The following is a 19799-nucleotide window of genomic DNA, read 5'->3' as shown; positions in this document are numbered from 1 at the left end:
GCACCATGACCCAGCCCTATCTGGACATCCAACACCTCAACAAGCAGTTCGGCGCTTTTCAGGCCCTCAAGGGGATCTCCCTGACCATTGAGCCGGGAGAGTTTATCTGTTTTCTCGGCCCCTCCGGCTGCGGCAAGACCACCCTGCTCAGAGCCATCGCCGGGCTGGATCTGCCGGACAGCGGCGAGATCTGGCAAGGGGGGCGCAATATCTCCCAACTGCCGCCCCAGCAGCGCGATTTTGGCATCGTGTTCCAGTCCTACGCCCTCTTCCCCAACCTGACGGTGGCCCAGAACATCGCCTTCGGCCTCCAGAATCAGAGGCTGGCGCGGGATCTCATCAAGGAGCGGGTCGATCACTGGCTCGCTCTGGTGGGTCTCACGGCCCAGTCCCACAAGTACCCGAGCCAGATCTCCGGCGGCCAGCAGCAGCGGGTGGCGCTGGCCCGCGCGCTCGCCCTCTCCCCCGGTCTGTTGTTGCTGGACGAACCCCTCAGCGCGCTGGATGCGCTGGTGCGCACCCACCTTCGCAGCGAGATCCGCGCCCTGCAGCAGCGCCTTGGCATCACCACCATCATGGTGACCCACGATCAGGAAGAGGCGCTGACCATGGCCGACCGCATCGTGGTGATGGAGGGCGGTCGCATCGTCCAGGTGGGCACCCCGCAGGAGATCTACCACAGGCCTTCGAGCCGCTTCGTGGCAAGCTTTGTCGGCACCATGAACTTCCTCGAGACCCTGGTGCTGAGCCCCACCCAGGTGCGCCTCAATGAACACCCCCTGCCGCTCGCCAACCAGGCCAACCCTGGCAGCAAATTGCAGGTGGCGATCCGCCCCGAGGCGATCACTCTGGGTACGCCGAGCGAGCCCTGTCTTGGGCAACATGGCGTTGAAGCAACCATCGATCAGGTGGAGTTTCTCGGCGCCGCCCAGCGCCTTATCTGCATCGCCGACACCTATCTGGGCCCGCAGCAAATTCTGGTGGAGCGCCCCACCCACGAGCTGCCCAAACACGAGCAGGGTGGCTGGCGCAGCGGCATGCGCTGCTCGCTGCACTGGCCCGCCGCAGCGATGCAGCTGTTTGAAGGAGAGCGCCCATGACTGCCCCCCTTGCGACCTCCTCCCTGTTGCCGCCAACGACAACCCGGCAAGACGCCCGCTGGCAGCGCCTCTGTTTCGGCTGGAGCCGGGATCAGCTGCTGCAACTGATCCTGCTGGTGCTCGGCATCGCCCTGCTGGTGGGGGGCCTCTTGCTGCCGCTGCTCACCATGCTGCAAAAGAGCCTGCAGGATGAGAACGGCCTCTGGGTGGGCCTTGCCAACGTCAAAGCCTACTTCGACTCCCCTCATCTGGGGCGCACCATCGGCAACACTCTCTGGCTCGGGGTGCTGATCACCGCGCTGGTGGTGACCATCGCCTTCGGCTACGCCTACGCCCTCACCCGTACCTGCATGCCGGGCAAGCCCCTGTTTCGCCTCATCGGCCTTATTCCGCTCCTGATGCCCTCCCTGCTGCCCGCCATCAGTCTGGTCTACTGGTTCGGCAATCAGGGAGTTGCCAAGGGGCTGCTCGGCGGCGAGAGCATCTACGGCCCCATCGGCATCGTCATTGGTCTGGGCTTCTGGTGCTTCCCCCACGCCCTGATGATCCTTATCACGGCGCTCGGTCAGAGCGATGCCCGCCTCTATGAAGCCTCCCGGGTGCTGGGCAGCAGCGGCTGGCGCACCTTTGTCACCGTCACCCTGCCCACCGCCCGCTATGGTCTGCTCAGCGCCGCCATCGCCGTCTTTACCCTCACCATCTGCGACTTCGGGGTGGCCAAGGTGATTGGCGGCCAGTACAGCGTGCTGGCCACCGATATCTACCGGCAGGTGATCGGGATGCAGAACTTTTCCCTCGGGGCCGTCGCCAGCGTCACCCTGCTGCTGCCGGCGCTGCTCAGCTTTGCGCTGGAGCACAGGGTGCGCAGCAAGATGCAGGAGCAGAGCAGCACCAAGGCGGTGCCCTATCGCCCCAAACCCCACCGGCTGCGGGATCTGCTGGCCCTCGGCTGGTGCACACTCTGGGCCCTGCTGTTTCTGGCGCTGGTAGGGATGGCGGTCTACGGCTCCCTGGTGCAGTTCTGGCCCTATAACCTTGGGCTGACACTGGATCACTACGCCTTTGACAGCAACAGCGTCTACGGCTGGCAGCCCTTTACCAACACCTTGCAACTTGGCCTCTATACCGCGCTTATCGGCACCGTGCTGGTGATGGTGCTGGCCTGGGCGCAGGAGAAGGGGCGCCACTTTGCATGGCTTCGCCAGCTGCTGCACCTGCTCGCCATGCTGTCCCTGGCGGTCCCCGGCATGGTGCTGGGGCTGGGTTACATCTTCTTTTTCAACGGCAATCCGCTCTTTGGCACTCTCTATGGCACTCTGCCGCTGATGGTGCTCTCCTGCGTCATCCACTACTACACAGTGGGCCATATGACGGCGCTGACCAGCCTGAAACAACTGCCCAAGGAGCTGGAGCTGGTGGCCATCTCATTGCGCATTCCGCTCTGGAAGGCGTTCTGGCGCGTCACCCTGCCCGCCTCCCTGCCAGCTCTCTTGGAGATCTTCATCTATCTGTTCGTCAACGCCATGACCACCACCTCGGCGGTGATCTTCCTCTACTCGAGCGACAGCGTGCTCGCCTCCATCGCCGTGCTCAATATGGAGGATTCCGGCGATACCGCCGCGGCTGCCGCCATGGCCACCCTGATCCTGCTGGCCGCCGCCACCGTCAAGCTGCTCCAGCTCTTTTTGAGCCGCGCCCTGCTGGATCGCACCCAGCGCTGGCGCCACCCATAACCTTATCGAGGAGTCATCATGTCCACTCTCCCCTTCTGGCTGGCCGAAGCGCTCGCCGCCGAAAAACCCGCGCCGCCCACGCCCCTAGTCGGCCACCACGAGGTCGATATCTGCATCGTCGGCGGCGGCTTTACCGGGCTCTGGAGTGCCATCGCCCTTAAACAGGCCGAACCACACTTGCGCATCACGGTGCTGGAGAAAGATCGCTGCGGCAGCGGCGCCTCCGGGCGCAACGGCGGCTGCCTGCTCACCTGGTCGGCCAAATATCTGACGTTAAAGCGCCTCTTTGGCGAAAAGCAGGCCGCCTGGCTGGTGCGAAGCTCCGAGCAGGCGGTGCACGAGATCGCCCGTTTCTGCGAAAAGCACAAGATAGAGGCGCAGCTGAGGGTCGAGGGCACCTGCTACACCGCCACCAGCGAGGCCCAGCGCGGCCTGATGGATCCGGTATTGCAGGAACTCAAACGAGCCGGTCTTAACCAGTGGCAGGCAATTGCGGAGGGTGAACTGGCAAGACAGAGCGGCTCCCACGTTCATCTGGAGGGGCTCTACAGCCCCCACGCCGGTTCGGTGCAACCGGCGTTGTTGGTGCGCGGCCTGCTGCGGGTGGCGCGGGAACTGGGGATCGAGGTTTATGAGGGCTCGCCGATGCAGCGCCTCGAAGGGGGCCAGCCTGCGCGGGTGCAGACGCCGCAGGGCGAGGTGCGTGCCCGCAAGGTGGTGCTGGCCCTCAACAGCGCCATGGTGCAGCACTTTCGCGAGTTTCGACGCAGTATCGTGCTGGTTTCTTCCGATATGGTGATCACCGACCCTGCGCCACAGGCGCTGGCCGCCCAGCAGCTTGAGCACGGCCGCCCCGTGGTGGATGGCCGCACCTTTGTGCACTACTACCGATCCACTCCGCAAGGGCGGCTGATGCTGGGCAAGGGGGGCAACACCTTCGCCTTTGCCAACCGCCATCTGGCCGCGTTCGACGAACCGAGCCGCTATCTTGCCCCCCTCACCCGCACCCTGCGCAGCTTCTTTCCGGCACTCAAGGATGTGCCCATCGCCGCCAGCTGGTGCGGCGCCTCCGACCGCTCGGTGGATGGCCTCCCCTTCTTCGGCCACTGGCAAGCGCAGCCCAACGTGGTCTACGGCCTCGGCTACTCCGGCAACGGGGTGGCGCAGAGCTGGATGGGCGGCCAGATCCTGGCAGCGTTGGTGCGCGATGAAGTGCGGGAGGAGGACAAGCCGTGGCGCGACTGCGCCCTGGTCAGCGGACCGCGCGGCTACTTTCCGCCTGAGCCGTTTCGCTGGCTGGGTGCCATGGCGGTGCGCACCGCCATCCGGCGCAAGGAGCGGGCAGAGGATGAGAACCGCCCGGTGGCCTGGTATGACAAACAGCTGGCCCGGTTGGCGGATGCGGCGGGCAAGGCAGACAAATAGGCGCCTTCGCAGCGCTTAGGATAAAGCCAGAAAGCCGAAGGGGCAGGAGAGTGATGACTCCCCTGCCCCTTCGCAGTTGATACGGCTCGCGGCTGGCCCGATAGACGGGTCTGACGTTAGCTGGCCCAGGTGATGATATGGTCGGCCCAATCGCCGGCATGTACCTCGTGGATCACCTTGCCGCGCACCGACTGGCCCGCCTGGTGCATGGCGCTGCGGCTGCCGGTAATAAGGGGATGCCAGGCCGGCAGGCTCTGCCCTTCCGCCAGCAGGCGGTAGGCGCAAGTGGAGGGCAGCCAGTTGAACTCGGCAATCTTGTCGTGGGTGATCTGCAGGCAGTCCGGCTCTTTCTTAAAGCGGTTGCCGTAGTCGGAACACTGGCAGGTCTTGGTATTGAGCAGGTTGCAGGCCACGTTGGTGAACACCAGCTCCTCGGTGTCCTCGTCGATCAGCTTGTTCAGGCAGCACTTGCCGCAGCCGTCGCACAGGGACTCCCACTCGGCCGTGGTCATCTGCTGCAGGCTCTTCGCCTGCCAAAAGGGGGCGTTCTGCACGGGTTCTGTTTGCTGCGCGTTTTGCTGCATGAAGATAGGCTCACTCAATACACTGACAAGCGCGTGGTTATACGCCCTATGGCCCGATTTTTCAAGGTTGGAGACTGTTCTGGTAAATGTTGGCAGATTTGTATATTTCCCAAGACCTCGCCTCAGGCCTAGTTAGTTATCATACGCTATTAGCCATAACGGTGCCATGCACCTAGAAAGCGGCTTAGAGATAAGTGCCACAGAGAAGATATATGGTTCAAGGCGACATCACCTTATAAAAAATTGAAATTATAAACAATGCTTTTTTGACAAAAAAACCATACTGAAATAATATAATCTGTGAACCTATGCTAATCCATGTGCTTCATGGGGATCGTAAAAATGCCAGAGTTGGTACAATTATTTAGAGAAGTAAAACCAAGATATGAAAGACTTGCGAACAATGTGAAGCAAGCTTTAATTCAGTTTCTTGATGAGAAAAAAATATCATCCTTCGATGTCGAGAATAGAGTAAAAGACGAACAATCATTTATAGATAAAGTAGAAAGAAAGTCATATAGCGACCCATTTGAACAGGTTGAAGACATCGCTGGTGTAAGAGTGATTTGTTATTACAATGAAGATTTGTCTTCAATTGATGAAATAATAAAAGAACAGTTTATTGTTCTTTCTTACTCAAATAAATCTAATGAGTTAAGTGATAACCAGTTTGGCTATGCCTCTAATCACTATGTGATTCGACTAAAAGAAGAGTGGTTGCAAGCTCCAAATTATCGTGGTCTAGAAGAACTTAAGGTCGAGATTCAAGTTAGGACAATCTTGATGCACTCATGGGCTGCCATAAGTCATAAATTACTCTACAAGAAGAATGATGATGTTCCGAAAGAGTTAAAAAGAAAATTGAATCGCCTTAGCGCTTTAATAGAATTAGCTGATGAGCAATTTGATGACATAAAAAACATGAAGCTTGAATACCAAAGCCAAGTTATTGTTGACGAGACAACAAGTCTTAATATTGATAGCTTTTTAGCGCTTATGAATAGATATTTTCCCAATCGGGAGATTGCTGAAAATGACATGAGCTCAATTTTGTCAGAAGTCAGAAAATACTCAGGGAGTCTAGCAGACTTCGAACAACGAATTAATAGATGCCTACCCATTATCACCAGTATGGAACAAGATGAGTATCCCGGAGAAAACATACCAAAGTGGAGATTAAATGGTGTAGCAAGATCGATTCTTGACCTTACCAGCGATGAATACTGGGCCCAAAGAGTTTTACCTGAACCAGTTTCTTCTATTACTGAGCATTATCGGAATAAACTATAAATAAGAAAAAAGATAACCAGCTTAATAAAAATGCCGCCCAAGGGCGGCATTTTGTTATCTGAGATAACAGGCTAACTTACCAGCCGGTCACTTCACGCAGGGCCTTGCCGATATCGGCCAGGGAGCGCACGGTTTTCACGCCGGCATCTTCCAGAGCGGCAAATTTCTCGGCCGCGGTGCCTTTACCACCGGCGATGATGGCGCCCGCATGACCCATGCGCTTGCCAGCCGGAGCGGTGACGCCAGCGATATAGGAGACCACCGGCTTGGTGACGTGGGCCTTGATGTAGGCCGCCGCGTCTTCCTCGGCGTTGCCGCCGATCTCGCCGATCATCACGATGGCTTCGGTCTGCGGGTCGTTCTGGAACATCTCCAGGATGTCGATGAAGTTGGAGCCCGGGATGGGGTCGCCACCGATACCGACGCAGGTGGACTGGCCGAAGCCCTCGTCCGTGGTCTGCTTGACCGCTTCATAGGTCAGGGTGCCGGAGCGGGAGACGATGCCCACCTTGCCCGGCTTATGGATGTGGCCTGGCATGATGCCGATCTTGCACTCACCCGGGGTGATGACGCCCGGGCAGTTCGGGCCGATCATACGCACGCCGGTTTCCTGCAGCTTCACCTTGACGTCCAGCATGTCCAGGGTCGGGATGCCTTCGGTGATGGTGACGATGAGCTTGATGCCGGCATCGATGGCTTCCAGGATGGCGTCCTTGCAGAACGGGGCCGGGACATAGATGACGGAGGCGGTGGCGCCGGTGGCTTCTACGGCGTCACGGACGGTGTTGAACACCGGCAGGCCCAGGTGGGTGGTGCCACCCTTGCCCGGGGAGACGCCGCCGACCATCTGGGTACCGTAGGCAATCGCCTGTTCGGAGTGGAAGGTACCCTGACCGCCGGTAAAGCCCTGGCAGATCACCTTGGTGTCTTTGTTGATCAGAACGCTCATTATTTGGCCTCCGCTGCTTTTACCACTTGCTGAGCTGCGTCAGTCAGACTCGTTGCGGCGATGATATTGAGGCCGCTGTCGGCCAGTTTACGGGCACCCAGTTCGGCATTGTTGCCTTCCAGACGCACCACCACGGGCACTTTCACCCCGACTTCCTTCACGGCACCTATGATGCCTTCCGCGATCATGTCGCAGCGCACGATGCCACCGAAGATGTTGACCAGCACGGCTTGTACCTTGCTGTCGGACAGGATGATCTTGAAGGCCTCGGTCACGCGCTCCTTGGTAGCGCCGCCGCCGACGTCCAGGAAGTTGGCCGGTGAGCCGCCGTGCAGGTTAACGATGTCCATGGTACCCATGGCCAGACCGGCGCCGTTGACCATGCAGCCGATGTTGCCATCCAGCGCCACATAGTTCAGCTCCCACTGGGCGGCGTGCGCTTCACGGGGGTCATCCTGGGACGGGTCGTGCATCTCGCGCAGCTTCGGCTGGCGATACAGGGCGTTGGCGTCGATGTTGATCTTGCCGTCCAGGCAGTGCAGGTTGCCCTTGTCGGTGATGACCAGGGGGTTGATCTCCAGCAGGGCGAAGTCGCAGTCCAGGAACATCTGGCCCAGACCCATGAAGATCTTGGTGAACTGCTTGATCTGATCGCCGACCAGACCCAGCTTGAAGGCCAGCTCGCGCGCCTGGTAGGGCTGCGGACCCACCAGGGGATCGATAGCGGCCTTGTGAATGAGTTCCGGGGTCTCGTGGGCGACTTTCTCGATCTCCACGCCACCTTCGGTAGAGGCCATGAAGACCACGCGACGGCTGCCTCGGTCCACGACGGCGCCCAGGTAGAGCTCCTTGGCGATGTCGGTGCAGGATTCCACCAGGATCTTGGTGACAGGCTGACCGTTGGCGTCAGTCTGGTAGGTTACCAGGTTCTTGCCGAGCCACTGCTGGGCAAAGGCGCGGATCTCGTCCTTGCTCTTGGCCAGCTTGACGCCGCCCGCCTTGCCACGGCCACCGGCGTGGACCTGGCACTTGACGACCCAGGTGTTGCCGCCAATCTTGTCGGCCGCTTCGGCCGCTTCCTGCGGAGTGGCGCAGGCATAACCTTCGGAGACCGGCAGGCCATACTCGGCAAACAGCTGTTTTGCCTGATATTCATGCAGATTCATAGATGCTCTATCCGTGTTGTAGGTATTTCCGTCCGGGGCTCGTGTTTCTCAATCCCCTGTGAATGGGGGCCTGGGCGGCCCCTCGTTATCTTTCAGTCAGTTGCTCAGACATCCAGCAGCAGACGGGTCGGGTCTTCCAGCAGCTCCTTGACGGAAACCAGGAAGCCCACGGACTCGCGGCCGTCGATGATGCGGTGATCGTAGGAGAGCGCCAGGTACATCATCGGCAGGATCTCGACCTTGCCGTCGACGGCCATGGGGCGGTCCTGGATCTTGTGCATGCCCAGAATGGCGCTCTGGGGCGGGTTGATGATGGGGGTGGACATCAGGGAGCCGAACACGCCACCGTTGGTGATGGTGAAGTTGCCGCCGGTCAGTTCGTCCACGGTCAGCTTGCCGTCACGGCCCTTGCCGGCCAGATCCTTGATGGCCTTCTCGATGTCCGCCAGGCTCATGCTGTCGCAGTCGCGCAGGACCGGGGTCACCAGACCACGGGGGGTGGAGACGGCGATGCTGACGTCGAAGTAGTTGTGGTAGACGATGTCGTCACCATCCAGCGCCGCGTTCACTTCCGGGTAGCGCTTGAGGGATTCGACAACGGCCTTCACGTAGAAGGACATGAAGCCGAGCTTGATGCCGTGCTTCTTCTCGAAGATCTCGCCGTACTGCTTGCGCAGCTTCATGATGGGCGCCATGTTGATCTCGTTGAAGGTAGTCAGCATGGCGGTGGTGTTCTTGGCCTCCAGCAGACGCTCGGCGATGCGCTTGCGCAGACGGGTCATGGGCACGCGCTTGTCGGTGCGACCGGCCAGGGTCGCCACGGGCACGGCAGCCACAGGGGCGGCGGCAGCCGGCGCAGCCACGGGGGCCTTGCCCAGGTTCTTGATGAAGGCATCCACGTCTTCCTTGGTGACGCGACCACCCTTGCCGGTGCCGGTCAGCTTGGCGACGTCGATGTCGTGCTCGGCCACCAGGCGGCGCACGGAGGGGCTCAGGCCCTCGGTCGCGTCATCGGCAACGACCTCTGCCGGCTTCTCGCTGGTCGCTTCACCGGCCACCGGAGCCGGCTTGAGCATGGCGATCAGCTGACGGGAGAGCACGGTGGCCCCTTCGCTTTGCAGGATGTCGCCAAGCACGCCGGCTTCCGGCGCCGGCACTTCCAGCACGACTTTATCGGTTTCGATGTCAACCAGTACTTCGTCACGGGCAACCAGATCACCCGGTTTCTTGTGCCAGGTCGCGATGGTGGCGTCCGCCACGGATTCCGGCAGGTCCGGTACCTTGATCTCGATAGTCATGTAATCAGTTCCTTGTTACTTCTTGGCCAGCGGGCTGGTTCCAGGTCAGAGAGGGCCCGCCATCCGGCGCCCCTCTCATCCACAACTCGTTTATTCCAGGGTAAGCGCGTCTTCCACCAGGGCTTTTTGCTGCTTGGTGTGGACGGACATGTAACCGACGGCGGGTGAGGCCGAGGCCGGACGGCCGGCATAACGCAGGCGGGCATGGCTCGGCAGCACGCTGTCATAGTGGTGACGGGTGCTGTACCAGGCGCCCTGGTTCTGCGGCTCTTCCTGACACCAGACGAAGTCGGTGACATGGCTGTAATCGGCCAGGATGGCGCGCACTTCCTCTTCCGGGAAGGGATAGAGCTGCTCGATCCGCACCAGGGCCACGTCCTGCTGCTCCGCCTTGCGGCGGGCATCGAGCAGGTCGTAGTAGACCTTGCCGGAGCAGAAGACCACGCGCTTGACGCCCTTCGGATCCAGTGCATCGATCTCGCCGATGGCGTTCTGGAAGGTGCCTTCCGCCAGCTCTTCGAGCTTGCTCACCGCCAGCGGGTGGCGCAGCAGGGACTTGGGCGTCATCACGATGAGCGGACGGCGCATCGGGCGCACCACCTGACGGCGCAGCATGTGGAACACCTGGGCCGGAGTGGAAGGCACGCACACCTGCATGTTGTGCTGGGCGCACATCTGCAGATAACGCTCCAGACGGGCGGAGGAGTGCTCCGGACCCTGCCCCTCGTAACCGTGAGGCAGCAGCATGGTCAGGCCGCACATCCGGCCCCACTTCTGCTCGCCGGAGGAGAGGAACTGGTCGACCACGACCTGGGCGCAGTTGGCGAAGTCGCCGAACTGGGCTTCCCAGATGGTGAGACCGGCAGGCTCTGCGGTGGCGTAGCCGTATTCAAACGCCAGTACCGCGTTCTCGGTCAGCACGGAGTCGTAGACTTCAAACGGACCTTGCTCGTCGTGCAGGTTGCACAGCGGGGTGTAGGTGCTGGCATCGCTCTGGTTGTGCAGCACGGCGTGGCGGTGGAAGAAGGTGCCACGGCCGGAGTCTTCCCCGGTGAAGCGGATGCGGGAACCCTTGTCCACCAGGGTGGCGTAGGCCAGGGTCTCGGCAAAGCCCCAGTCCACCAGCTTCTCGCCGGCGGCCATCAGGCGGCGGTCTTCGTAGATCTTCTCGACCTGGCGCTGCAGCACGTGGGTAGCCGGGTACTGGCTCACCCGCTCGCCCAGGGCCTTCAGGTGATCCATCGGCACTGTGCTGTCATAGGGCATGGCCCAGTCGTGGCCCAGATACGGGGTCCAGTCCACGGAGTGCAGCTCCATCGGGCGCCACTCCTTGCTCACGCGCTCGCCCCGATCCAGGGTGTCGCGGTAGTCGTTGACTAGCGTGGTGGCCAGCTCCGGCGTGATGGTACCTTCGGCGATCAGCTGATCGGCGTAGATCTTGCGCGGGGTCGGGTGCTGCTTGATCTTTTGGTACATCAGCGGCTGGGTGGCGCTCGGCTCGTCGGCCTCGTTGTGGCCGTGACGACGGTAGCAGACCAGTTCGATCACCACGTCGCGCTTGAAGGTGTTGCGGTAATCCAGGGCAATCTGGGTTACCAGCACCACGGCTTCCGGGTCGTCCCCGTTGACGTGCAGCACGGGCGCCTGCACCGCCTTGGCGATGTCGGTGCAATATTCGGTGGAGCGCAGGTCACGGATGTAGGAGGTGGTGAAACCGACCTGGTTGTTGATGACGATACGCACCGTCCCGCCCACGCCATAGGCACGGGTCTGGGACATGTTGAAGGTCTCGGCAACGACCCCCTGCCCCGCGATGGCGGAGTCACCGTGGATGGTGATGGGCAGGACGCTGGAGCCGTCCTTGTCGCCACGACGGTCCATACGGGCACGCACGGAGCCGATGACCACGGGGTTGACGATCTCGAGGTGAGACGGGTTGAAGGCGAGCGCCAGGTGGACGTTGCCGCCCGGGGTGGCGAAGTCGGAGGAGAAGCCCATGTGGTACTTCACGTCACCCGTGCCCCAGGACTCGCCGTGCTTGCCGGCAAACTCGTCGAACAGGTCCTGGGCGCGTTTGCCCAGCACGTTGATGAGCACGTTCAGGCGACCGCGGTGGGCCATCCCGATGACGGCCTCCTTGCAGCCCTGCTCACCGGCGCGGCGGATCAATTCTTTGAGCATGGGCACCATGGCATCGCCCCCTTCCAGGGAGAAACGCTTGGCCCCCGGGAACTTGGCACCCAGGTATTTTTCCAGCCCTTCGGCGGCGGTCAGGCTCTCGAGGAAGCGGGTCTTCTCTTCGAGGCTGTAGGTCCCCTTTCCTTCGATGGATTCGAGCCTGTCTTGCAGCCAGCGCTTCTCCTCGGTGGAGGTGAGGTGCATGTAGTCGGCACCTATGCTGCTGCAGTAGGTCTTCTTCAGGGAGGTGTAGAGATCGGAGAGCACCATGGTCTCGCGACCGATGGCATAGGAGCCCACGTTGAAGGTGGCTTCCATGTCGGCTCCCTGTAGATTGTGAAACGCGGGGTCGAGTTCGGCGACCGGTTCACGCAGCCACAGGCCCAGAGGGTCGAGGTTGGCATTCTGGTGGCCACGGAAGCGGAAGGCGTTGATCAGTTGCAGTACGCGAACCTGCTTGGCATCCACCTGGGGATCGGAAACGGGGGCGCTGTAACGGGAGGGGTCCTTGGCCAGGCGGCGGAAATAGTCGCGAACCTGGGAGTGGGGTTGTTCTACTGCATGTCCATTGACCTGGGGCAGCGACTGGAACAGATTGCGCCATTCGTCGGCCACGGACTCGGGGTTTTCCAGGAAGGATTCGTACAAATCCTCAATGTAGCTTGCATTCGCACCAGCCAGGTGAGATGACTCCAACCAGGCCTTCATCACGCCGTTATGCATTTCTATCCCTTTGTACATCTTGTTCGCTGCAGTGCAGCTTGTAGGGTCATAGCCATCCCACCAGAGACGGGATGGCTATCCAGAGGTCGGGCCCGGCGCGAGGCGTCCTGGCCCTGATACTAAACAGCCCGGTTGAGCAGCATCGACTTGATCTGGCCGATGGCCTTGGTCGGGTTCAAGCCCTTGGGACAGACGTTCACGCAGTTCATGATGCCGTGGCAACGGAACACGCTGAAGGCGTCGTCCAGGTTACCCAGGCGTTCGGCAGCCGCGGTGTCGCGGCTGTCCGCCAGCCAGCGGTAGGCGGCGAGCAGGCCGGCAGGGCCGATGAACTTGTCCGGGTTCCACCAGAAGGAGGGGCAAGAGGTGGAGCAGCAGGCACAGAGTATGCACTCGTACAGGCCATCCAGCTTGGCGCGCTCTTCGGGGGATTGCAGGTGCTCACGCACGGGCGGCAGTTTTTCCTCGTTGATGAGGAAGGGTTTGACCTTCTCCCACTGGGTGTAGAACTGGGTCATGTCGATCACCAGATCCCGGATCACCGGCAGACCGGGCAAGGGTCGAATGACGACCTTGCTGCCCTTCTTCAGCAGATCGGAGAGCGGGGTGATGCAGGCCAGACCGTTCTTGCCATTCATGTTGAGACCGTCGGATCCACAGACCCCTTCGCGGCAGGAGCGGCGGAAGGCGAGCGTGGGATCCAGCTCCTTGAGCTGGATCAGTGCATCGAGCACCATCATGTCGGAACCTTCAGGAATATCAAGACGATAATCCTTCATATACGGGACGTTATCAACGTCCGGATTGTATCTGTAGACAGAGAATGTGACGTTCATTGTGCTTGGCTCCGCAATCAGTAAGTCCGGACCTTGGGCGGGAACGCCTCACGGGTCTTGGGTGACATGTTGACAGCGCGACGGGTCATGGACTCGGTGTCCGGATGATAGAGGCTGTGGCACAGCCAGCTCTCATCGTCACGCTCCGGGAAGTCGAAGCGGCTGTGGGCGCCACGACTCTCGGTACGGAAGTTTGCCGCCACCGCGGTGGCATAGGCGGTCTCCATCAGGTTGTCCAGCTCCAGGCACTCGATGCGCTGGGTGTTGAACTCCTTGGAGGTGTCATCCAGACGGGCGTTCTTGAGGCGCTCGCGGATGAGTTTCAGCTCGGCCAGCCCTTCTGCCATGGCATCCCCTTCCCGGAACACGGAGAAGTTGTTCTGCATGCAGCGCTGCAGGTCCTTGCGGATCTGGGCCGGGTCTTCCCCGTCACGGTTGTTTTCCCAGCGGTTGAAGCGCTCGAGCGCCTTGGCGATGTCGGCTTCGGTGGCTTCCACGCCGTGCTCCATCGAGCCAAGGGTCTCCACCAGGTGCATGCCGGCGGCACGACCGAACACCACCAGATCCAGCAGGGAGTTGCCGCCCAGACGGTTGGCGCCGTGCACGGAGACGCAGGCGATCTCGCCCACCGCGAACAGGCCGACCACCGGCACGTCGTTGCCATCCTTGTCCTGAGTCAGACACTGGCCGTTCACGCTGGTCGGCACGCCGCCCATCATGTAGTGGCAGGTCGGGATGATGGGAATGGGTTCCTTGACCGGATCCACGTGGGCGAAGGTGCGAGAGAGCTCGCAGATGCCCGGCAGGCGGGATTCCAGGACCTCTTTGCCCAGGTGATCCAGCTTGAGCTTGATGTGCGGGCCCCAGGGACCGTCACAGCCACGGCCTTCGCGGATCTCGATCATGATGGAGCGAGCCACCACGTCGCGACCGGCCAGGTCCTTGGCATTCGGCGCATAACGCTCCATGAAGCGCTCGCCGTCCTTGTTCAGCAGGTAGCCGCCTTCACCGCGGCAACCCTCGGTCACCAGCACCCCTGCCCCGGCGATGCCGGTCGGGTGGAACTGCCAGAACTCCATGTCCTGCACGCCGACCCCGGCGCGCAGCGCCATGCCGACGCCGTCACCGGTGTTGATGTGGGCGTTGGTGGTGGACTGGTAGATGCGACCGGCGCCGCCGGTGGCGAGCACGGTGGCCTTGGCCTTGAAGTAGACGACCTCGCCGCTCTCCATGTCGATGGCGGTACAACCGACGATGTGGCCGTCCTGGTTCTTCACCAGATCCAGCGCATACCACTCGGAGAAGACGGTGGTCTGGTTCTTGACGTTCTGTTGGTACAGGGTGTGCAGCAGGGCGTGGCCGGTACGGTCGGCAGCCGCCGCGGTACGGGCAGCCTGCTCGCCACCGAAGTTCTTGGACTGGCCGCCAAACGGACGCTGATACACGGTACCGTTCTCAAAACGGGAGAAGGGCAAGCCCATGTTCTCCAGTTCATAGATGGCCTCGGGGCCGGTCTTGCACATGTACTCGATGGCTTCCTGATCACCGATGTAATCGGAGCCCTTGACGGTGTCATACATGTGCCACTGCCAGTTGTCGTCGTGGGCATTGCCCAGGGCGACCGTGATCCCGCCCTGGGCGGAAACGGTATGGGAACGAGTCGGGAAAACCTTGGATAACAGGGCGCAGCTCTTGCCGGACTGGGCAATCTGCAGCGCGGCGCGCATGCCGGCACCACCGGCACCGATCACGACCGCATCAAATTCACGAGTTGGAATAGTCACCTTACACACCCCACAGCACGACGAAACCAGTCATCACATAGACAAACAGCACCACGATCAGCAGGAACTGCAGCGCACCGCGCAGCCCGACCGGCTTGATATAGTCGGTCAGCACCTGCCACAGACCGATCCAGGCGTGGATCAGGACGCACACGAGCGTCAGCAGGGTAAAGACCTTGGTGAAGGTTTTGGAGAAGAAGCCGGTCCACACCTCGTAGGTGATGTCATTGAAGGCGACAAAGCCCACAAGATAGAGGACGTAGCACGTCATGATGAGGGCGGTGGCGCGGATCAGGATGTAATCGTGAACGCCGCTGCGCCCGAAAGTTGCAGAATTGGTTACCATACCAGCACCCCCGCCAAAACCGCCAGAACCGCAGTGATCACGAAGGCCACGCGGGCGCTCTGATTACCGGATTCCAGCTCTTCCCAATAGCCCATGTCCATGACCAGGTGACGCAGCCCGCCAACAATGTGGTAAGCCAGCGCGGTCAGGATCCCCCACAGCACGAATTTGACCAGGAAGTTGTCCATGATGGACACCACGGTTTCAAATCCTTCGGGAGAGGCGAGTGAAGTACCAAGCATCCACAGCAAGATGGCCAATGCCACAAAGGTGATGACCCCTGAGACACGATGCAAGATGGAAGCGATGGCGGTGACAGGAAAGCTGATCGTCTGTAGGTCGAGGTTTACAGGTCTCTGTTTGTTTTTCACGGCTTTGCCCACTCAGCTCCATTGAGCACGTTAGTTATTGTTTTCACACGCTTTGAGGGCTAGGAGTGGCATTTGTTAGGTTTTTGTTACCAAAACAACTCGGGAAAGCCAAAAATAGCATTTTTGATGTCACATCTGGCTTTGCGAAAGCGTTTCAAACACCGACGACCATCACCCACGTGGCGCAGTATATCGGCGGCCTTAACCAATGACAATCAAATAGCTACACAGAAAACCCAAAACCGTAAACCAGATCCCACAACAGCTTTAACAAGTCATTAATGATCATCCAGCAAAATTGACAAAGCTGTGAATCTCTGGTTCAAATAGGGCGCTCCAGCCGCCGTGGTACGGGTAAGAACCTTTGCCAGCGTTATGAAAGTCGTAATAAAGTAGGACTGGAACCAAATTATAAAAGAGCAAAGGAGACGTGCTATGGCTGATAAGATAGCCACCCTACACCTGCCCGGAAAAGAGCCGGTTGAACTACCGATCCTCTCCGGTACCGTTGGACCCGACGTGATCGATGTCAGAAAGCTGGGCACGCAAGGATATTTCACCTTCGACCCCGGTTTTATGGCCACCGGTTCTTGCAAATCATCCATTACCTACATCGATGGCGACCAGGGTGTCTTGCTGCACCGCGGTTACCCCATCGCCCAGTTGGCCACCCAGGCCAGCTACCTCGAAGTCTGTTACATCCTGTTGTACGGCGAAGCCCCGACCAAGACCCAATACGCGGAGTTCGAGCGTCTGGTGACTCGTCACACCATGGTGCACGAGCAGATCGCCTTCTTCTTCCGCGGCTTCCGTCGTGACGCCCACCCCATGGCCGTCATGTGCGGCGTGGTCAGCGCCCTGTCTGCCTTCTACCACGATGCCCTCGACATCAACAACGAGGAGCACCGCGAGATCTGCGCCTTCCGTCTGCTCTCCAAGATGCCGACCCTGGCCGCCATGTGTTACAAGTACTCCATCGGCCAGCCATTCATGCAGCCGCGCAACGCCCTCTCCTATGCCGGCAACTTCCTGCACATGATGTTTGGCGTGCCGACCGAAGAGTACAAGGTCAACCCCATCGTCGAGCGCGCCATGGACCGCATCTTCACCCTGCATGCGGATCACGAGCAGAATGCCTCCACCTCCACCGTGCGTCTGGCGGGCTCCTCCGGTGCCAACCCGTTTGCCTGTATCGCCGCGGGGATCGCCTCCCTGTGGGGTCCGGCCCACGGCGGTGCCAACGAAGCCTGCCTCAAGATGCTCGAGGAGATCGGCTCCGTTGATCGCATCCCCGAGTACATTGCCAAGGCCAAGGACAAGAACGATCCGTTCCGTCTGATGGGCTTCGGTCACCGGGTCTACAAGAACCACGATCCCCGTGCCACCGTGATGCGCGAAACCTGCCACGAGGTACTGACCGAGCTGCAGATCAAGGATCCGCTGCTGGACGTGGCCATGGAGCTGGAGCGCATCGCGCTGTCCGACCCCTACTTCATCGAGAAGAAGCTCTACCCGAACGTGGACTTCTACTCCGGCATCATCATGAAGGCCATCGGCATCCCCATGTCCATGTTCACCGTGATCTTTGCCATCTCCCGCACCATCGGCTGGATCGCCCACTGGAACGAAATGCACTCGGATCCTGACCAGAAGATCGGTCGCCCGCGTCAGCTCTATACCGGTCAGGCGCAGCGTGAATTCACGCCCCTCGACCAGCGTTGATTGAAAGGGTCGACATGGTTTGTTACAAAGGCGGTCATTGACCGCCTTTTCATTTGCGGGTTTAATCGCGCCCCTTTACGCCAAGGACACCCATCATGAAATCTCCCCTGCTCCTCAGCACCGCCCTCCTGCTCAGCGCCTGCCAGAGCGCCCCGGCCCCCACGGCGGGCGAGACCCTCTACGTCAACAGCCAGCTGGTACACTGCGTCGGCGTTGGCCCCATGCAGTGCATGCAGGTGCGCAGCCAGCCAGGCGAGAGCTGGAGCCTCTTCTATCAGCAGATTGAAGGCTTCACCTTCGAACCCGGTTTCCGCTACCAGCTGGAAGTCAGCAAGGAGCGGCTCACCAATGTGCCGGCGGATGCACCCTCCCTGCGCTACCAGCTGCTCAAGGTGATCAGCAAAGAGGCCGCTCGCTGAGCATGGCGCCAGTTTTTGTCACAGATTGACCCGGGGCCAGTCCCCTGAACACGATGATCACGATCCGAACCATCCGGGCCCCCGACTGGCCCGCCATCATGGCCATCCAGCGCGAGTGTTATCACCAGCTGGAGCCCGAGCCCCTCGAGGTGATGCAGAACAAGTCCGAGCTGGCCCCGGCTTCCTGCTGGGTGGCCGAACGCCGGGGCCGGGTGCTGGGCTATCTGCTCTGCCACCCCTGGCGCGCCCACCAGCCACCACCCCTCTCGGTACCCATGCAGGCACTGGCCGGGCGTGACGAGTTCTATCTGCACGATCTCGCGGTCTCTGGCGAGGCCCGGGGCCTCGGGCTGGGTCGGCGGCTCCTGGCCAAGGCGCTGGATTTCGCGAGTCGCGAGGGGTATCGCCATGCCGGTCTGGTGGCGGTGCAGGATGCCCCCGCCTTCTGGCGCAAGCAGGGATTCCTCGTGGCGGAGACCCGCAAGTCGCTGGCGGAGTATGGGGATGGCGCCGTCTATATGCGCCTGCCTCTTGCCAAACCCGTTCAGGCTCAATGACATAGTCCAATAAAAAAGGCGCCTTGCGGCGCCTTTTTTATTTCGCTTGTCTATCCCGAGGGCATCAGGCCTTGAACTTGCTGAACACCAGGGAGGCGTTGGTGCCGCCGAAGCCGAAGCTGTTGGACATGACGGTATTGAGGTCAGCCTCTTCGTACTCGCGCACGATGGGCAGGCCCACCGCCTTCTCGTCCAGGTTCTCGATGTTGATGCTGGGGGCGATGAAGCCGTGTTCCATCATCAGCAGGGAGTAGACGGCCTCGTGCACGCCGGCTGCGCCCAGGGCGTGACCGGTCATCGCCTTGGTGGCAGACAGCTTGGGCGCATCCGCACCGAACAGGGTCTGGATGGCTTCCAGCTCCTTGGTATCACCGACCGGGGTGGAGGTGCCGTGGGTGTTGATGTAGTCCACCTTGCCGACACCCTGCATCGCCATCTTCATGCAACGCACGGCGCCTTCACCGCTCGGAGCCACCATGTCATAGCCATCGGAGGTCGCACCGTAACCGGTGATCTCGGCATAGATGTGGGCACCACGGGCCAGGGCATGTTCCAGCTCCTCGACCACCAGGATGCCGCCGCCACCGGAGATGACGAAACCGTCGCGATCGGCGTCATAGGTGCGGGAGGCTTTTTCCGGGTTGTCGTTGTACTTGGTGGACAGGGCGCCCATGGCGTCAAACTGGATGGTGGAGGACCAGTCCAGCTCCTCGCCGCCGCCGGCGAAGACGATGTCCTGCTTGCCAAGCTGGATCAGTTCCAGTGCGTGACCGATGCAGTGGGCAGAGGTGGCGCAGGCGGAGCTGATGGTGTAGTTGACACCCTTGATCTTGAACGGGGTGGCCAGGCAGGCGGAGGTGGTGGAGGACATGGTGCGCGGCACCATGTAGGGACCCACGCGCTTGACCCCTTTCTCACGGGCGATGTCCGCGGACTCGGAGGTGTTCTTGCCGGAGGCGCCGCCGGAACCGGTCACGATGCCGGTACGCTCGTTGGAGACCTGATCTTCCGGCAGGCCGGCGTCTTCGATGGCCTGCTGCATGGAGAGGTAGGCATAGGCCGCAGCGTCACCCATGAAACGCATGACTTTACGGTCGATCAGTTCAGACGGATCGAGTTTGATGTTACCCCAGACACGGCTGCGCAGGTTGTACTGTTCAAACTGCTCGGAATAGGTGATGCCGGATTTGCCTGCTTTCAGGGAGGCCAGCACCTCTTCCTTGTTGTTGCCGATACTGGAGATGACGCCGATACCGGTGATCACTGCTCTTCTCATTAATTCATCTCGTCTGGAAAAACTGGCACCGAGTCTACCCGC

At 60.6% G+C, this 19799-nt stretch carries 17 protein-coding genes; 7 read left to right on the top strand and 10 right to left on the bottom strand.

All coding sequences use genetic code 11. The features are described 5' to 3' along the window. Positions 1 to 5: 5 nt before the first annotated feature. From J9885_RS06695 to J9885_RS06685, 3 genes are read left to right on the top strand one after another with little or no spacing between them, the layout of a single operon-like run. The gene (locus J9885_RS06695; protein WP_210548522.1) at positions 6 to 1100 is read left to right on the top strand and encodes a putative 2-aminoethylphosphonate ABC transporter ATP-binding protein; all 1095 of its coding nucleotides are present in this window, start codon (positions 6 to 8) and stop codon (positions 1098 to 1100) included. After that, complete coding sequence (locus J9885_RS06690) at positions 1097 to 2833, top strand: putative 2-aminoethylphosphonate ABC transporter permease subunit (protein WP_210548521.1); 1737 nt, start codon at positions 1097 to 1099, stop codon at positions 2831 to 2833. The genes J9885_RS06695 and J9885_RS06690 overlap by 4 nt, the downstream gene beginning before the upstream one ends. An 18-nt stretch (positions 2834 to 2851) precedes the next feature. After that, positions 2852 to 4258: an FAD-dependent oxidoreductase gene (locus J9885_RS06685; protein WP_210548520.1), complete on the top strand. Its 1407-nt coding sequence runs from the start codon at positions 2852 to 2854 to the stop codon at positions 4256 to 4258. A 116-nt stretch (positions 4259 to 4374) separates the two neighbouring features. Here J9885_RS06685 and J9885_RS06680 read toward each other — a convergent pair whose 3' ends face one another. Continuing rightward, positions 4375 to 4842 (bottom strand): YcgN family cysteine cluster protein, encoded by a 468-nt coding sequence (locus tag J9885_RS06680; protein WP_210548519.1) that lies wholly within the window; start codon positions 4840 to 4842, stop codon positions 4375 to 4377. A gap of 342 nt (positions 4843 to 5184) precedes the next feature. Between J9885_RS06680 and J9885_RS06675 the strand changes: the two genes are divergently transcribed. Beyond that, entirely contained in the window at positions 5185 to 6132 is a 948-nt protein-coding gene (locus tag J9885_RS06675) for a hypothetical protein (RefSeq protein WP_210548518.1), read from the top strand. A 76-nt stretch (positions 6133 to 6208) separates the two neighbouring features. Here J9885_RS06675 and sucD read toward each other — a convergent pair whose 3' ends face one another. From sucD to sdhC, 8 genes are all read right to left on the bottom strand, one after another. Continuing rightward, positions 6209 to 7081 carry a succinate--CoA ligase subunit alpha gene (gene sucD, locus J9885_RS06670; RefSeq protein WP_005300222.1) on the bottom strand — a complete coding sequence of 291 codons (873 nt, stop codon included), beginning with the start codon at positions 7079 to 7081 and terminating at the stop codon, positions 6209 to 6211. Further along, complete coding sequence (sucC, locus tag J9885_RS06665) at positions 7081 to 8247, bottom strand: ADP-forming succinate--CoA ligase subunit beta (RefSeq protein ID WP_043761071.1); 1167 nt, start codon at positions 8245 to 8247, stop codon at positions 7081 to 7083. The genes sucD and sucC overlap by 1 nt, the downstream gene beginning before the upstream one ends. Positions 8248 to 8351: 104 nt before the next feature. Further along, positions 8352 to 9545 carry a 2-oxoglutarate dehydrogenase complex dihydrolipoyllysine-residue succinyltransferase gene (gene odhB / locus J9885_RS06660; RefSeq protein ID WP_210548517.1) on the bottom strand — a complete coding sequence of 398 codons (1194 nt, stop codon included), beginning with the start codon at positions 9543 to 9545 and terminating at the stop codon, positions 8352 to 8354. A gap of 90 nt (positions 9546 to 9635) precedes the next feature. Next, positions 9636 to 12446 (bottom strand): 2-oxoglutarate dehydrogenase E1 component, encoded by a 2811-nt coding sequence (gene sucA / locus J9885_RS06655; RefSeq protein ID WP_210548516.1) that lies wholly within the window; start codon positions 12444 to 12446, stop codon positions 9636 to 9638. Between the two features lie 119 nt (positions 12447 to 12565). Next, on the bottom strand, positions 12566 to 13282 hold the full coding sequence (locus J9885_RS06650) for a succinate dehydrogenase iron-sulfur subunit (protein WP_043761077.1): 717 nt from the start codon (positions 13280 to 13282) through the stop codon (positions 12566 to 12568). 17 nt (positions 13283 to 13299) lie between these two features. After that, positions 13300 to 15066, bottom strand: coding sequence for a succinate dehydrogenase flavoprotein subunit (gene sdhA, locus J9885_RS06645; RefSeq protein WP_210548515.1), 1767 nt, complete (start codon positions 15064 to 15066; stop codon positions 13300 to 13302). A 1-nt stretch (position 15067) separates the two neighbouring features. Continuing rightward, a complete protein-coding gene (gene sdhD / locus J9885_RS06640; protein ID WP_210548514.1) occupies positions 15068 to 15412 on the bottom strand; it encodes a succinate dehydrogenase, hydrophobic membrane anchor protein in 345 nt (114 codons plus the stop codon). Continuing rightward, positions 15406 to 15795, bottom strand: a complete 390-nt coding sequence (gene sdhC / locus J9885_RS06635; protein ID WP_043761083.1) for a succinate dehydrogenase cytochrome b556 subunit — start codon at positions 15793 to 15795, stop codon at positions 15406 to 15408. Before sdhC ends, sdhD begins: the two co-directional genes overlap by 7 nt. A gap of 423 nt (positions 15796 to 16218) precedes the next feature. Between sdhC and J9885_RS06630 the strand changes: the two genes are divergently transcribed. The 3 genes from J9885_RS06630 to J9885_RS06620 all read left to right on the top strand — a co-directional run bounded on the left by J9885_RS06630 (position 16219) and on the right by J9885_RS06620 (position 18481). Next, the gene (locus J9885_RS06630) at positions 16219 to 17505 is read left to right on the top strand and encodes a citrate synthase (protein WP_043761085.1); all 1287 of its coding nucleotides are present in this window, start codon (positions 16219 to 16221) and stop codon (positions 17503 to 17505) included. A gap of 95 nt (positions 17506 to 17600) precedes the next feature. Continuing rightward, positions 17601 to 17924 (top strand): DUF4377 domain-containing protein, encoded by a 324-nt coding sequence (locus tag J9885_RS06625; RefSeq protein ID WP_210548513.1) that lies wholly within the window; start codon positions 17601 to 17603, stop codon positions 17922 to 17924. 53 nt (positions 17925 to 17977) lie between these two features. After that, positions 17978 to 18481 carry a GNAT family N-acetyltransferase gene (locus tag J9885_RS06620; protein WP_210548512.1) on the top strand — a complete coding sequence of 168 codons (504 nt, stop codon included), beginning with the start codon at positions 17978 to 17980 and terminating at the stop codon, positions 18479 to 18481. Positions 18482 to 18545: 64 nt separating this feature from the next. On the opposite strand, the gene fabB is transcribed toward J9885_RS06620, so the two are convergent. Continuing rightward, the gene (gene fabB / locus J9885_RS06615; protein ID WP_043761092.1) at positions 18546 to 19757 is read right to left on the bottom strand and encodes a beta-ketoacyl-ACP synthase I; all 1212 of its coding nucleotides are present in this window, start codon (positions 19755 to 19757) and stop codon (positions 18546 to 18548) included. Positions 19758 to 19799: the final 42 nt, after the last annotated feature.

The organism is Aeromonas sp. SrichE-2G (assembly GCF_017939565.1).
GTDB lineage: Bacteria > Pseudomonadota > Gammaproteobacteria > Enterobacterales > Aeromonadaceae > Aeromonas > Aeromonas taiwanensis.
The sequence above is the reverse complement of the archived record's forward strand: the minus strand, read 5'-3'. Positions and strand labels throughout refer to the sequence as shown.